Origin of the sequence: Pseudomonas sp. 8O (genome assembly GCF_902506495.1) — a bacterium.
GTDB classification, from domain to species: domain Bacteria; phylum Pseudomonadota; class Gammaproteobacteria; order Pseudomonadales; family Pseudomonadaceae; genus Aquipseudomonas; species Aquipseudomonas chaetocerotis.
On sequence record NZ_LR733265.1, the window covers coordinates 372545 to 386909 of the forward strand.

12 protein-coding genes are annotated in these 14365 nt (G+C 61.6%); 9 read left to right on the plus strand and 3 right to left on the minus strand.

Features of this window, described 5'->3' with window-relative positions:
- The first annotated feature begins 66 nt into the window (after positions 1-66).
- From rpsF to alr, 6 genes are all read left to right on the plus strand, one after another.
- Positions 67-489: a 30S ribosomal protein S6 gene (rpsF, locus tag GV002_RS15280; RefSeq protein WP_003246846.1), complete on the plus strand. Its 423-nt coding sequence runs from the start codon at positions 67-69 to the stop codon at positions 487-489.
- Between the two features lie 28 nt (positions 490-517).
- Entirely contained in the window at positions 518-748 is a 231-nt protein-coding gene (rpsR, locus tag GV002_RS15285; RefSeq protein WP_003246847.1) for a 30S ribosomal protein S18, read from the plus strand.
- Positions 749-784: 36 nt separating this feature from the next.
- Positions 785-1672 carry a hypothetical protein gene (locus GV002_RS15290; protein WP_160019220.1) on the plus strand — a complete coding sequence of 296 codons (888 nt, stop codon included), beginning with the start codon at positions 785-787 and terminating at the stop codon, positions 1670-1672.
- A gap of 21 nt (positions 1673-1693) precedes the next feature.
- A complete protein-coding gene (rplI, locus tag GV002_RS15295; RefSeq protein WP_017678673.1) occupies positions 1694-2140 on the plus strand; it encodes a 50S ribosomal protein L9 in 447 nt (148 codons plus the stop codon).
- 117 nt (positions 2141-2257) lie between these two features.
- A complete protein-coding gene (dnaB, locus tag GV002_RS15300) occupies positions 2258-3652 on the plus strand; it encodes a replicative DNA helicase (RefSeq protein ID WP_160019221.1) in 1395 nt (464 codons plus the stop codon).
- 181 nt (positions 3653-3833) lie between these two features.
- Complete coding sequence (alr, locus tag GV002_RS15305; RefSeq protein ID WP_160019222.1) at positions 3834-4910, plus strand: alanine racemase; 1077 nt, start codon at positions 3834-3836, stop codon at positions 4908-4910.
- Between the two features lie 68 nt (positions 4911-4978).
- Here the strand turns inward: alr and GV002_RS15310 are convergent, their stop codons facing one another.
- A complete protein-coding gene (locus GV002_RS15310; protein ID WP_160019223.1) occupies positions 4979-6886 on the minus strand; it encodes a diguanylate cyclase in 1908 nt (635 codons plus the stop codon).
- A gap of 288 nt (positions 6887-7174) precedes the next feature.
- Between GV002_RS15310 and GV002_RS15315 the strand changes: the two genes are divergently transcribed.
- Positions 7175-9475 carry a YgiQ family radical SAM protein gene (locus GV002_RS15315; protein ID WP_160019224.1) on the plus strand — a complete coding sequence of 767 codons (2301 nt, stop codon included), beginning with the start codon at positions 7175-7177 and terminating at the stop codon, positions 9473-9475.
- A gap of 120 nt (positions 9476-9595) precedes the next feature.
- On the opposite strand, the gene GV002_RS15320 is transcribed toward GV002_RS15315, so the two are convergent.
- Positions 9596-10324, minus strand: a complete 729-nt coding sequence (locus GV002_RS15320) for a class I SAM-dependent methyltransferase (protein WP_160019225.1) — start codon at positions 10322-10324, stop codon at positions 9596-9598.
- Positions 10325-10484: 160 nt separating this feature from the next.
- Here GV002_RS15320 and GV002_RS15325 point away from each other — a divergent pair, with 160 nt between their 5' ends.
- The gene (locus GV002_RS15325) at positions 10485-11726 is read left to right on the plus strand and encodes a parallel beta-helix domain-containing protein (protein ID WP_160019226.1); all 1242 of its coding nucleotides are present in this window, start codon (positions 10485-10487) and stop codon (positions 11724-11726) included.
- Positions 11727-11728: 2 nt separating this feature from the next.
- Positions 11729-12835, plus strand: coding sequence for an SO2930 family diheme c-type cytochrome (locus GV002_RS15330; protein WP_160019227.1), 1107 nt, complete (start codon positions 11729-11731; stop codon positions 12833-12835).
- A 4-nt stretch (positions 12836-12839) separates the two neighbouring features.
- Here GV002_RS15330 and GV002_RS15335 read toward each other — a convergent pair whose 3' ends face one another.
- Complete coding sequence (locus GV002_RS15335; protein ID WP_160019228.1) at positions 12840-14324, minus strand: TolC family protein; 1485 nt, start codon at positions 14322-14324, stop codon at positions 12840-12842.
- Positions 14325-14365: the final 41 nt, after the last annotated feature.

Here is a 14365-nt window from a genome sequence, read left to right on the forward strand (position 1 = left end):
TCACGAGAAAACCCACTCCTTGCCTGACCACCTTAGTTGGCAGGCTACAACCCGTAAGGAGCATTTATGCGTCATTACGAAATCATCTTTCTGGTTCACCCGGACCAGAGCGAGCAAGTCGGCGGCATGGTCGAGCGTTACACCAAGCTGATCGAAGAAGACGGTGGCAAGATTCACCGCCTGGAAGATTGGGGCCGTCGTCAGCTGGCTTACGCCATCAACAACGTCCACAAAGCCCACTACGTGATGCTCAACGTAGAGTGCACCGGCAAGGCCCTGGCCGAGCTGGAAGACAACTTCCGCTACAACGACGCCGTGATCCGTAACCTGGTCATCCGTCGCGACGAGGCCGTCACTGGCCAGTCCGAGATGCTGAAGGCCGAAGAAAACCGCAGTGAGCGCCGCGAGCGTCGTGAACGTCCTGAAAACGCCGAGTCCAACGACGGCGATGACAGCGACAGCAACGACAGCGACAACGCTGACGAGTAATCCACGGATCTATTGAGGAGCCAATCACATGGCACGTTTCTTCCGTCGTCGTAAATTCTGCCGCTTCACCGCTGAAGACGTGAAAGAGATCGATTTCAAAGATCTCAACACCCTGAAAGCCTACATCTCGGAAACCGGCAAAATCGTTCCTAGCCGTATCACCGGTACCAAGGCTCGTTATCAGCGTCAGCTGGCCACCGCTATCAAGCGCGCCCGCTTCCTGGCCCTGCTGCCCTACACCGACAGCCACGGCCGCTGAGACCGGACAGTCGACAAGAGTTAAGGAATAGATCGCATGCGCGCCCTGGCTGAATACATCATGCGCGGCCGTATGCAGGCCACCCTTGTGGTGGTGGGATCGGCCATTGTGCCGTTGTTTGTCTGGTTGGGCGCAGCTGCAGGTAGCTTGGTGCTACTGCGCAGAGGCTTGAGTGATGCGCTCGGTATTATGATCTGGGCAGTATTGCCAGCAGCTTACATCTGCTACCTCGGTGATCCGAGTGTGCTGATGGTGATGTTGGGTACGCTGGTACTGGCGCAGGTTCTGCGCAGCAGTGCTTCCTGGGTTCGAGTTCTCATGGCGTTGGTGCCAGTCGGCGTAGTGTTTGCGCTGGTGGTAAGCGTAGCGTTCGTTGAAAACCTTGAGACGATGGCCGAGGTTTTTCGACAGGCTCTGACTGAACTGCCAGCGCAATCCGCTGGGGGCCCAAGCAGTGAGCAGCTCCAGAACATTCAACAGGCATCGCTTGTACCGCTCCTGGGCGGCTTTATGACGTTTTCGTTGTTGACGACGAGCGTCCTAAGTCTGGCTTTGGCGCGTTACTGGCAGGCGTCGTTATACAACCCGGGCGGTTTTGGTAAGGAGTTTCGCCAAATCCGCCTACCGGTGCCGCTAGCGCTTGCGTTGATCGCAAGTGTGTTCTTGGCGCCGTCATTGCTCGGGGATGCAGGGTGGGCGTTTACGCTGATCTGCATGCTGCCGCTGATGCTAGCTGGTCTGGCGTTGGGGCATGGTCTGATTGCGATGAAGCAGCTGTCGAGTTTTTGGTCGATAGGGTTGTATGTGGCGTTACTGGTGGCCGGAAACCTGATCTGTTTGTTAGCCGTTGTCGACAGTCTGTTTGATTTTCGCGGTCGCCTGGCGCGCAAGAACGGCCCGGGCTCTGCGAACGGTGAAGGTTAAAAGTTAAGAGGTAAGACCCAAATGGAAGTCATCCTGCTGGAAAAAATCGCCAATCTGGGCAACCTGGGCGACAAAGTGAACGTTAAAGCCGGTTACGGCCGTAACTTCCTGCTGCCGCAAGGCAAAGCTACCGCTGCCACCGAAGCCAACGTTGCTGCTTTCGAAGCACGTCGCGCCGAGCTGGAAAAAGCTGCTGCCGAGAAGAAAGCTTCCGCTGAATCTCGCGCTGCTCAGCTGGCTGAGCTGGAAGTCACCATCACCGCCACCGCTGGCGATGAAGGCAAGCTGTTCGGTTCCATCGGCACCCACGACATCGCTGACGCTCTGACCGCCTCCGGCGTTGAAGTGGCCAAAGCTGAAGTTCGTCTGCCGAACGGTACCATTCGCCAGGTTGGCGAATACGACGTAGCTGTGCACCTGCACACCGACGTCGAAGCCACCGTCAAGGTGGTCGTGGTCGCTGCTTAATCAAGTAGCCGCCAAGCGGACTTGCGCTGTAGCGTAGGTCTGCTGACAATCGGGCACGGTATCGCTCTGCGATCCGTGCCCTTTGTTTTTCTATCGCAGCATTTTCTCCCCGAGCCTATGAACGACATCAGCATTCCCGAGCAATACGACCTGCAGACTGCCGCCCTGAAAGTGCCGCCGCACTCCATCGAGGCGGAACAGGCGGTGCTTGGCGGCCTGATGCTCGACAACAATGCCTGGGAGCGCGTGCTCGATGGTGTGTCGGATGTCGATTTCTATCGCCATGACCACCGGCTGATCTTTCGCGCCATCTTCAAATTGGCCGAGCGTAACGAACCCTTCGACGTGGTGACTCTGTCCGAGCAGTTGGACAAGGAGGGGCAGCTGTCGCAGGTCGGCGGCCTGGCCTATCTCGCCGAGCTGGCGAAGAACACGCCGTCGGTGGCCAACATCAAGGCCTATGCGCAGATCATTCGTGAGCGCGCCACGCTGCGCAAACTGATCAGCATCAGCAACGACATTGCCGACAGCGCCTACGCCCCAGAGGGCCGTACCGGCGAGGAAATTCTCGACGAAGCGGAGCGTCTGATCTTCCAGATTGCCGAGGACCGCCCCAAGACAGGCGGGCCGGTGGGCATCAACGACATCCTGGTCAAGGCCATCGACCGCATCGACACGCTGTTCAACAACGGCGACGCGATCACCGGTCTGTCCACCGGTTTCGATGACCTGGATAACCTGACCAGTGGCCTGCAGCCGGCCGACATGATCATCGTCGCTGGTCGTCCGTCGATGGGTAAGACCACCTTCGCCATGAACCTGGTGGAAAACGCCCTGATGCGTAGCGACAAGGCGATTCTCGTCTACTCGCTGGAGATGCCGTCGGAATCCATCGTGATTCGTATGCTCGCATCCTTGGGGCGTATCGATCAGACCAAGGTACGTGCCGGCCAACTCGACGACGATGACTGGCCGCGTCTGACCAGCGCAGTCAACCTGCTCAACGACCGTAAGCTGTTCATCGACGATACCGCCGGTATTTCTCCGAGCGAGATGCGCGCGCGTACTCGCCGCCTGGCGCGCGAGCACGGCGAAATCGGCCTGATCATGGTCGACTACCTGCAACTGATGCAGATTCCCGGCTCCAGCGGCGACAGCCGGGTCAACGAGATCTCCGAGATCTCGCGCTCGCTCAAGGGCTTGGCCAAGGAGTTCAACTGCCCGGTCATCGCCCTTTCACAGCTCAATCGTGGTCTGGAGCAGCGTCCCAACAAGCGCCCGATCAACTCCGACTTGCGTGAGTCCGGTGCAATCGAGCAGGACGCCGACATCATCATGTTCGTGTACCGCGATGAGGTGTATCACCCCGAGACCGAGTACAAGGGTGTGGCCGAGATCATCATCGGCAAGCAGCGTAACGGCCCGCTGGGCACCGCGCGCCTGGCCTTCCTCGGCAAGTATTCGCGCTTCGAGAACCTGGCGCCGGGTAGCTACCAGTTCGAGGACGAATAACCGCGCGCGAGCAGTGTAGGAGCGAGCCCGGCTCGCGAATCACGCAGCTCTGTAGCCCGGATGCAATCCGGGGCTCTCGGCGCAGAAGCCCCCGGATTGCATCCGGGCTACGCTCTGGATCAATGAAAACGGGCGCCCAGCGGTTAAGATGGGCGCCCGTTTTTCGTTCAGGCCTTCTGTCATGCGTCCGCTTGCCGCCATCGTCGACCTCTCCGCCATCGCTCATAACTACACCGTCGCCAAGCGCTGCGCGCCCGGGCGCCAGGCCTTCGCCGTGGTCAAGGCCAATGCCTACGGGCATGGCGTGCGTGAGGTGGTGACGGCGTTGCGCGAGGTTGCCGACGGCTTTGCCGTGGCCTGTCTGGAGGAGGCGGCCGAGGTGCGCGCCATGCATGACAGGGCGCGAATCCTGCTGCTCGAGGGCTGCTTCGAGGCCAGTGAATACGCCATCGCCGCGCAGCTTGGACTGGATCTGGTGGTACAGAGCGCGGCGCAGGCCGAGGCGCTGGTTGCCGCTGAGTTGGCGCGCCCGCTAAACGTTTGGCTCAAACTCGACTCCGGCATGCATCGCCTCGGTTTCGACGCCGCCAGTCTGCGCCATTGGCATGCGCGGCTGGAAGACGCCGCCCAGGTCGCCGAACTCAACCTGCTCAGCCACTTCGCCTGCGCCGACGAGCGCGGCCATGCGCTGACCGAACAGCAGGTCGAGCGTTTTCTCGATCTGCTGGATCTGGATTTCAATCATCGCTCACTGGCCAACTCGGCGGCCGTACTGACCATTCCTGCGGCGCATATGGACTGGCTGCGCCCCGGCATCATGCTCTACGGTGCTACGCCGTTCGCCGAGCTGAGTGCACGCGAGCTGGGGTTGAAACCGGCCATGACTCTGGCCGCGCGGGTGATTGCCGTGCGTGAGGTGGCCGTCGGTGAAAGCGTTGGTTATGGCGCGACCTGGGTCGCCGAGCGACCTTCGCGTATTGCCACGGTCAGCTGCGGTTATGCCGATGGTTATCCGCGCCATGCGCCCAGCGGCACGCCGGTGCTGGTCGAGGGACAGCGTGTCGGGCTGGCGGGCAGGGTGTCGATGGACATGCTGGCGGTGGATATCACGGATCTGCCTGAGGTCGACATCGATTCGCCGGTGGAACTATGGGGCAGCAATCTTCCGGTGGATGAAGTAGCGTCAGCCAGCGGCACCATTGGCTACGAATTGCTGAGCAAAGTCACCGCTCGAGTGCCGCGGCGCTATATCGGCTAGCAGGATCTCGGGTAGGGCGGGTGCAACCCGCTATCGGCAGCCTGGCGGGTTGCGCCCGCCCTACGGGACTAGGCCAGCCCGCTGGGAACTTTCAGTACATCCAGCTCCAGGCAGGCTTGTTCGCTTAGCTCGCCATCGTCGCCATGCACGCGCGAACCGGAGCGACCCAGTTCCTTTACCCGGTAAAGCGCCATGTCTGCTGCCTTGTACAGCCCGGTGAAGTTTTTCGCATGGCGCGGATAGAGTGCTACGCCGATGCTGATGGTCACGCGCAGGCGTTCGGCACCGTAGTGCACCGGCGTGGATAGTTCTGCCAGCAGGCGTTCGGCGATCTCCCGGGCCTGGCTTTCGGCATCGCTGCCGCAGATCAGGGCGGCGAACTCATCGCCGCCCAGGCGGGCAACCGCATCGCCTGCGCGAACGTGCTCGCGCAGGCGCTTGGCGATCACCTGCAGCATCAGATCACCGGCTGCGTGGCCAAAACGGTCATTGATCGGCTTGAAGTGATCCAGGTCGATCAGCAGCAACGCCACGCTCTCCTTGTGCCGCTCGGCGTGAGCCAGGGCCGACTCGCAGCGCTCGACCAGATAGCGTCGGTTGGGCAGCTCGGTCAGCGAGTCATGGAAGGCGGCGTGCTGCAGTTCGCGTTCGCGGTCGCGGAGCTGTTCGTTGGTCGCGGCCAGTTCGGCGGTACGTGCGGTCACTGCAGCTTGCAGTTCGTCAGCGCTGGCCTGCAGTTGCGCCAGGCGTGCGGTTTTCTCACGATCGGCCTGTTGCAGGGCAACGGCGCGCTCTTGCTTGAGTATCTGGATGCGATAAGCCAGGGCGAAGGAGAACAGGATGGATTCGGCTGCCACGGCCAGCGGGAATACGTAGGCGTTCCATTCGGCCGGTTGCAGCACGCCGGTAGTGCGCAGCAGCAGGATGGCGACGCTGCCCAGGACCAGACCATAACCATAGAGATACAGCTGGGCCGGGAAGAACCCCTGGCGCCAGCGGATCACGGCGCTGCCCAGGGCGGCGGGGATGCTGGTCAGCGACAGCAGGGCGATGGCCCAGGCCGCGAGGTATCGTTGATCGAACAGGGTCAGGGCGATAGCGATGAGATAGACCACGCAGGCCATGTTCAGCAGGTGATGCGCCCAGCGAACGTAAACGCGCGTCTGCAGCAGCGTCTGGGTGAAGCGGCTGGCGAACAGTCCCCACAACGACGGCAAGGTGATGCGGTCGAGCCACGCCGGCACCGGGTGGTTGGGCCACAGGTACTGCGCGGCATGACCAGTCATGCTCATGATGAACAGCAGGGCGAAGGCTGTGGTCAGCACGTACCAGAAATAGGCCTTGTCGCGCAGCGAGATGAGGATGAACAGGTTGTACAGCAGCAGTGCGAAGACCACGCCATAGATGGCACCGAGCGCAAGGTTCTCGCGGGCTGCCAGTTGTTCTAGGTCATCAAGTTGCCAGATGCGCAGCGGGAAGGAGTTGCCCGCCGGGTCGAAGGCGCGCAGGTAGAAGGTCGTTGGCTGTTCACCCAGGGTTGGCAGGTCGAACACCATGCGTCGGTAGGGGTGGTCGCGGTTCTCGCTGAAGGCGACGCGCTCACCGGATTGACGCACCAGCCAGCCGCCCTGGCCGTCGGGCTGGTAGAGCTGCAGGTCGAGTTGGGTCACCGAGCCCACTTCCAGCACCCAGCGGGCAGGGGCACGTATATCGCGTTGCAGGGTGAGCTTGATCCACCAGGGATTGAGGCTCTGACCGACACTGGCACGGCCATTGGCGGGTTGAAAGCGCGACTGCAGCTCAGGGGCGGCAACGTCATCGATGGTCAGGGTACCCTGAGCGTCTTCCAGCAGCTCGATATGCGCATTGAGCGGCATGCCGCTGCTGGCGTCGGTGAGCACCACGGACGCCGTTGCCAGGCCCGTGGTCGACAGTCCGAGCAGAAGAGCGAGCAGAAAGGCGAAACGCTGCAGCATAGGTGTCCTGGAGACGGCTGACCGAGTAATTGAGTATATGCACAGGATTGTTATCGGACGAAAACAAATATGGCGTAAGGCTACTGCAGGAAGATGTCTGATTTTCTGTCCTTTCTTTGCCGAAGCCGGTTCTGTACAAGCGCCGCTAATCCGGCGGGTTAGCCAGCCCCGTGCTTGAGTGTTTGTCGCAGTGCGTGGGGACGCTATTAAACCCAGCGCTTTAGTCTGGTTTGGTCAATATTTGTGCTATTATCCGCGCCCTTCGTGATAGCCAATTGATCAAAAAATATGCAAGCCGCCAAGCCGCTGTTCGACTATCCCAAGTACTGGGCCGAGTGTTTCGGGCCTGCGCCCTTCCTGCCGATGAGCCGGGAAGAGATGGATCAGCTCGGCTGGGACAGCTGCGACATCATCATCGTCACCGGTGACGCCTACGTCGATCATCCTTCGTTTGGCATGGCCATCATCGGTCGCCTGCTCGAAGCCCAGGGCTTTCGCGTGGGCATCATTGCCCAGCCGGATTGGCGCAGCAAAGACGACTTCATGAAGCTCGGCGAGCCGAACCTGTTTTTCGGCGTCGCCGCCGGCAACATGGACTCGATGATCAACCGCTACACCGCTGACAAGAAAGTTCGCTCCGACGACGCCTATACGCCTGGCGGCCTGGCTGGAAAACGCCCGGATCGCGCCAGCCTGGTCTACAGCCAGCGCTGCAAGGAGGCCTACAGTCACGTGCCGGTGGTGCTGGGCGGCATCGAGGCATCCTTGCGCCGTATTGCCCATTACGACTACTGGCAGGACAAGGTCCGTCGTTCGATCCTGATGGACGCCACCGCCGACATCCTGCTCTACGGCAACGCCGAGCGCGCGGTGGTCGAGATCGCCCAGCGTCTGTCGCGTGGCGAGCAGGTCGAAACCATCAGCGATGTACGCGGTACGGCTTTCATCCGTCGCGATACGCCCGAAGGCTGGTATGAGGTCGACTCCACCCGTATCGACCGTCCGGGCCGCGTCGACAAGATCATCAACCCCTACGTCAATACGCAGGACACCGAAGCCTGTGCCATCGAGCAGGCCAAAGGTGAGGTTGAAGACCCCAACGAAGCCAAGGTGGTGCAGATTCTCGACAGCCCGCGCATGACCCGCGACAAGACGGTGATCCGTCTGCCGTCGTTCGAGAAAGTGCGTAACGACCCGGTGCTCTATGCCCACGCCAACCGTGTGCTGCACCTGGAAACCAACCCGGGCAACGCTCGCGCGCTGGTGCAGAGGCATGGCGAGGTGGACGTGTGGTTCAACCCGCCACCCATCCCCATGACCACCGAGGAAATGGACTACGTGTTCGGCATGCCCTATGCGCGCGTGCCGCACCCGGCGTACGGCAAGGAGAAGATTCCGGCCTACGAAATGATCCGGTTCTCGGTGAACATCATGCGCGGCTGCTTCGGCGGCTGTACCTTCTGCTCGATCACCGAGCACGAGGGACGCATCATTCAGAACCGCTCGCACGAGTCGATCATCCGCGAGATCGAGGAGATGCGCGACAAGGTGCCGGGCTTCACAGGCGTGGTCTCCGACCTCGGCGGGCCAACTGCCAACATGTACCGCATCGCCTGCAAGGACCCGGAGATCGAGAAGCACTGCCGCAAGCCGTCGTGCGTGTTCCCGGGCATCTGCGAGAACCTCAATACCGACCACTCGTCCTTGATCGAGCTGTACCGCAAGGCTCGCGCGCTGCCGGGCGTGAAGAAGATCCTGATCGCCTCCGGTCTGCGCTATGACCTGGCCGTGGAGTCGCCGGAGTACGTCAAGGAACTGGTCACCCATCACGTCGGCGGCTACCTGAAGATCGCCCCGGAGCACACCGAGCGTGGCCCGCTGGACAAGATGATGAAACCGGGGATCGGCAGCTACGACCGCTTCAAGCAGATGTTCGAGAAGTACTCGAAGGAGGCGGGCAAGGAGCAGTACCTGATCCCGTACTTCATCGCTGCGCACCCGGGCACCACCGACGAGGACATGATGAACCTCGCCCTGTGGCTCAAGCGCAACGGCTTCCGTGCTGACCAGGTACAGGCCTTCTACCCGTCGCCGATGGCTACGGCCACCGCCATGTATCACTCGGGCAAGAACCCGCTGCGCAAGGTCACCTACAAGAGCGACGGCGTCGAGATCGTCAAGAGCGATCAGCAGCGTCGCCTGCACAAGGCGTTCCTGCGTTATCACGATCCGAAAGGATGGCCGTTGCTGCGTGAGGCACTGACGCGCATGGGTCGCAGTGATCTGATCGGCCCGGCCAAGCATCAATTGATTCCGGCTAACCAGCCAGCTGCTGACGATGGCTACCAGAGTGCGCGGCGCAAGAACTCCACGCCGGTCGGCAGCAAGAAGGCGGGTAATGCAGGCAAGATTCTCACTCAGCATACGGGGCTGCCGCCGCGTGGCAGTGATGGCAGCAAGCCCTGGGACAAGCGTGAGCAGGCCAAGGCGGCGGCTGAGGCGCGCAACCAGCAAGCCGCGCGTGAACGTGCTGGCGCTGGTAAAGGTAAGGGCAAGAAGCCTGGGAAGAAGCCCGCAGTGCCGCGCTGAATCTCAGCAGCACTCACGAAAACGCCAGCACTGTGCTGGCGTTTTCGTTTCAGAAGCCCTGGCCAGCGCCTCGTAGGGTGGGCTTCAGCCCACCATCGTCGTCGTGACCTGCGGCTTGTCTCAGTCCGTGCTGAAGCGGCACGTCAGGTAGCGATTGCTCGGGCCATAGCGCAGGATCGACCACAAGCGCCTGAACAGATAAAACGGGTGGCTGCGGTAATACGCCAGTACGGCATTGCCGACGCCTTCCGAGCGATGCTGGCGTGCCTCCTTTTTCTCCGACTTCTTGAATAGCCCGGAAAACTCCCAGCGCTGGATCTGCTCGAAACGCTCATGCGGGCGAAGCCCATGGCGGCTGAACAGGCGCGCGAAGCTGGCCGGGCTGAAGTCATGTAGGTGATGCGGGTTGCCGTCGAGTGTCGGTGTGGTCGGCACCGAGGCAATGATACGGCCACCCTGGGCCAGCAGTCGTACGAGGTTTTCTGCCAGGCGCAGCGGGTCCGGCAGGTGCTCGATGGTTTCCAGGCTGACGATGCTGTCGAAGCCTGCGCTGTCGGCGAAGGTTTCGGCATTGGCGCACTGATAGCTCAGGTTGGGTCGTTGATAATTTGCCTGCGCATAGGCAATGGCTTCGGGATCGATGTCGATACCGGTGATCTGCTTGTCCGGATGCCGCTCGGCCAGCAATGCACTGCCATAACCGCAGCCACACGCCATGTCGAGCACACGCGAGCCTGCCAGCGAGTCGCTGGCGAATGCGTAGCGCTGCATGTGCAAGTTGAGAGTGGCCAAGTCGGCGGCCAGGCGCTCATCCATCTTCAAGGGATAGATGCGTTCAAGGGTGTGCATGGCGGCCTGTCCTTGGGCTGCGAAAGTGCTCGTAGTCTGTTGCTTCCCGGTGGGGGCTGCAAGCGTCTCCCCTGGGTTCATGGTATTGCTTGTGAGGGTTGGCTTGTCTATTTGTTGGTACTATAGTTCCAAAATATAAAAACAACAGTGGAGTCCCATCATGCGCCTTGCTGCTCCCTCGGTTATTGCTTTGTCCTTGCTACTGACGGCATGCGGGGAGAGCGAAGCGCCGCCCGCGGCCAATCTCGACTTTCAGAAGCAGCTGCAGACGCAGCTGATCAAGGCCAAGCCGGGGGAGGTGATCGAGATTCCCGCTGGTACCTGGCAGATCGACCGTAGCCTGAGCCTCAAGGTCAGTGGCGTGACGTTGCGCGGCGCCGGCATGGATCAGACCATCCTCAACTTCAAGGGGCAGAAATCCGGCGCCGAAGGACTGCTGGTGAGCGCCTCTGACTTCACCATCGAGGACCTGGCGCTGGAGGACACCAAGGGCGATGCGCTCAAGGTGGTCGGTGGCCAGAACATCATCATTCGTCGCGTGCGCACCGAGTGGACCAATGGCCCGGCTACCGAGAATGGTGCCTATGGCATCTATCCGGTACAGACCGAGAATGTGCTGATCGACGGCGTGGTGGCCATCGGTGCTTCGGACGCCGGCATCTATGTGGGTCAGTCGCGCAACGTGGTGGTGCGCAACAGCCGTGCCGAGCGCAACGTCGCGGGCATCGAGATCGAGAACACCATCGGCGCCGACGTCTATGACAATGTCGCCACCGGCAATACCGGCGGCATCCTGGTGTTCAACATGCCCAACCTGCCGCAGCCAGGTCATACCACGCGGGTCTACCGCAACAAGGTCGAGAGCAACAACCACAAGAACTTCGGCCACCAGGGCACGCCGGTCGCCAGTGTGCCGGCGGGCTCTGGCGTGCTGGTCAACTCCAACGACAAAGTTGAGATCTTCGATAACGATATTGGCGACCACCGCACCGCCAACGTCATCGTCAGCAGCTACTTCAGTACCGGCTACACCGACCTCTCCACCGAGGCGGACTTCGATCCCTACCCGGAGGCCATTCATATCCATGGCAACCGCTTCGGACCCGGTGGCGACAGCCCCGATAACCTCGAGCTGAAAGCGCTGAGGCTGGCCAAGTTCGGTCTCAATGGCCGCCTGCCGGACATCCTCTGGGACGGCTACGTGAACCCCGAAAAGCTGGTCGATGGCAAACTACCGGTGGAACTGGCCATCTGCATCGACAATGGTGATGCCGGCATCGTCAACGTCGACGGTCCCGGCGGCTACAAGAACATCAGCACGGACATTGAGCCACATCGCTGCGAGCTGCCCCGTCTTCCTGTCGTCGAGTTGCGCGCAGCTCTGGCCGAGGCAGGTGAGTAAGCATGAAGCACGCCTGGCTGTTGATTGCCGCCGTGCTGCTCGGCGCCTGTGAGCAAGCGCGCACGCCCCTTTATCTGCCCAGCAGTGAAGACTATCCGCAGAAGCTCAGCGCCTGGGGTGTGCTGCAGCAGCGTGACGGCCAGTTGCAGCCGGTCGGCGGTGTACAGCCCTACGATCTGAATACGCCGCTGTTCACCGATTATGCGCACAAGCTGCGTACGATCTGGCTGCCCGAAGGGCACCATGCTCGCTATGCCGAAGCACGTTTCGATTACCCCGTTGGCACCGTGCTGAGCAAAACCTTCTACTATCCGATCGATACCCAGGGCCGGCTTCTGCGTAGCGAGCAGCACGGTGCCGAGACGGTGGAACTGAAGCGGGTGCGGCTGATCGAGACGCGTATCCTGCTGCGCCAGGAGCAGGGCTGGGTCGCCCTGCCTTACGTCTGGGACGAGGCGCAACGCGAGGCCACGCTGGACTGGGCAGGCGCCAGCTTCGATCTGCAACTGCATGATGAAACTGGCGAGGTGCTGGCGGTCGACTATCAGGTGCCCGATGCCAACCAGTGCGCGGGGTGTCACGAGGAGCAGGCTGGCAAGGGTGTGCAACCCCTGGGGCCCAAGGCGCGCCATCTGAACAAGGATTTCGCCTACGCCGATGGCGCGGCCAACCAGTTGTTTTACTGGCAGAAAATCGGCTTCCTGCAAGGTATGCCGGCTGACATGGCCAGCGTTCCACGCAATGCCCTGTGGAGCGCGCCGCGCGAAGGGGAGAGCCTGGAGCATCAGGCACGCAGTTATCTGGATGCCAACTGCTCGCACTGCCATAACCGTGAAGGGCCGGGGCGTACCTCAGGTTTGTATCTCGATCCGGCTACCCCGCTGAGCATCGCCTATGGCCTGTGCAAGCAGCCAGTGGCTGCGGGCAAGGGCTCCGGTGATCGTCTGGTGGACATTCATCCCGGTGCGCCGGAAAAGTCGGTGCTGAGCTTTCGCCTGCACAGCACCGACCCCAGCATCATGATGCCCGAACTGGGCCGCTCCACCTCCCACCGCGAAGGGCTGGAGGTGATCGACCGCTGGATCGCCAGTCTCGATGGCGAGTGCTGACAGACTAGAGCTGGCCTGCCTGCCATTGCGCTTCGCGGCTGGATAGCGCAGCAGCGATATCCGCGACGCTGTCGGAGGCGACGCTCTCCGGCAGCGGGTCGAGGCCGACGCTGGCGAATAGCTGGCCATAGCTGTTACGCAGCTCGGCGTAGGCCAGGTCGCGGCGCAGGTCCGCCTGCAGCGTGTTCAGCTCGCCCTGGATCAGTTCCAGTTCGCCAATGCCCTGGGCCTGGTAGCGATTACGCAGTTGCTCGACGATCTGCCCGTCCAGGCCGGCCAGTTGCTGGCTGGTCTGGAACTGACGCTGAGCCTCGCGGAAGTTGGCATTGGCAACGTGCAGTTGGGCGAGGATGGCCATCGACATGGCCTGACGCCGTGCATCGGCGACCTCCTGGCCGGCTTTGGCAACATCGATGGCGGCTGGCGCGGAGAGTACATTGAACAGGTTCCAGGTGACTTTCACGCCGTAGTCGGCCCAGCTTTGGTTCACCAGGAACGAGTTGCTGTCGTAGTGCCCACCGGCGGAAAACTCCAGGCCTGGCAACAGACGGAGCATAGCTTTGCGTGTTTCTGCAGCGCTGATGCGTGCCTGGTAATCCTGCTCGCGCAGTTCGGGACGACTGGCCAGAGCTTCCTGCTCCAGTGTGCTCAGTTCAACCTTGAGCTCCGGCATCTGATAACCGGCGTCAGGCGCCAGTTCGACCTGAGTGCCCAGTGGCAGGTTGATCAGAGTGGCCAGTTCGGTCTTGGCCAGCGACAGGGCGCGGCGTTGCTCTTCCAGCTGACGGCTAGCCTCGATCAGCGCGCGCTGATAGCTCAGGGCCTGGATCGGGTCGCCGATACGCTGCTCGCTCAGGCGCTGGCTGTTGTCGCGGGCCTGGGCGACGCGTGCCATCAGGCTGTCGATCTGGGTCAGCAGACGATCTGCCGCCACGGCACGCCAGTACGCGGAGCGCACATCCTGAATGATGGTGTGCACCACCTTGCGCCGGCGCTCTTGCACGATCAGGCGCTGGTCACCCTGTTGCTTGGCACTGACGTAACTGACACCGAAGTCCAGCACGTTCCACACCATGGTCAGATCCGCCACGCCACGGTCGCGGTCCTGCGAGGTGGACGGCTCCAGAGACTGGGTGCCGGTTTCGATGCTCTGGCTGCTGGAGGCGCTGACGTTGTTACGTCCGGCATAGCCGGCGGACAGCGCCATGCGTGGCAGCATGTCGAAGGTGGCCAGGTCGACCTGACGCTGGGCCATGGCTTCTTCCATGACCTTCAGGCGCGCCTCGAGGTTGTACTTCACCGCGCGGGCCATGGCTTCGTGCAAGGTCAGTGGGCCGCTGAGCGGCTCCTGATCCTTGAACATGGTCGCCAGATCCTGCTGCGCGCGTTGCTCGCTGACGCTGCGGTCGATGGGTTGGCTGGTCACCGCGCAGCCACCAACGGCTAGCGCCAGTAGACTGATACTGAAAAATTTCGCTGCTTTGCTCATCCTTGGGCCGCCCCCTGGTACGGCACTCATTCGATTCTTAT

What these genes read in the sequence shown, in the direction of transcription:
- rpsF (WP_003246846.1), top strand. Translation starts at nt 67, where the DNA reads ATGCGTCATTACGAAATCATCTTTCTGGTTCACCCGGACCAGAGCGAG.
- rpsR (WP_003246847.1), top strand. Translation starts at nt 518, where the DNA reads ATGGCACGTTTCTTCCGTCGTCGTAAATTCTGCCGCTTCACCGCTGAA.
- GV002_RS15290 (WP_160019220.1), top strand. Translation starts at nt 785, where the DNA reads ATGCGCGCCCTGGCTGAATACATCATGCGCGGCCGTATGCAGGCCACC.
- rplI (WP_017678673.1), top strand. Translation starts at nt 1,694, where the DNA reads ATGGAAGTCATCCTGCTGGAAAAAATCGCCAATCTGGGCAACCTGGGC.
- dnaB (WP_160019221.1), top strand. Translation starts at nt 2,258, where the DNA reads ATGAACGACATCAGCATTCCCGAGCAATACGACCTGCAGACTGCCGCC.
- alr (WP_160019222.1), top strand. Translation starts at nt 3,834, where the DNA reads ATGCGTCCGCTTGCCGCCATCGTCGACCTCTCCGCCATCGCTCATAAC.
- GV002_RS15310 (WP_160019223.1), bottom strand. Translation starts at nt 6,886, where the DNA reads ATGCTGCAGCGTTTCGCCTTTCTGCTCGCTCTTCTGCTCGGACTGTCG.
- GV002_RS15315 (WP_160019224.1), top strand. Translation starts at nt 7,175, where the DNA reads ATGCAAGCCGCCAAGCCGCTGTTCGACTATCCCAAGTACTGGGCCGAG.
- GV002_RS15320 (WP_160019225.1), bottom strand. Translation starts at nt 10,324, where the DNA reads ATGCACACCCTTGAACGCATCTATCCCTTGAAGATGGATGAGCGCCTG.
- GV002_RS15325 (WP_160019226.1), top strand. Translation starts at nt 10,485, where the DNA reads ATGCGCCTTGCTGCTCCCTCGGTTATTGCTTTGTCCTTGCTACTGACG.
- GV002_RS15330 (WP_160019227.1), top strand. Translation starts at nt 11,729, where the DNA reads ATGAAGCACGCCTGGCTGTTGATTGCCGCCGTGCTGCTCGGCGCCTGT.
- GV002_RS15335 (WP_160019228.1), bottom strand. Translation starts at nt 14,324, where the DNA reads ATGAGCAAAGCAGCGAAATTTTTCAGTATCAGTCTACTGGCGCTAGCC.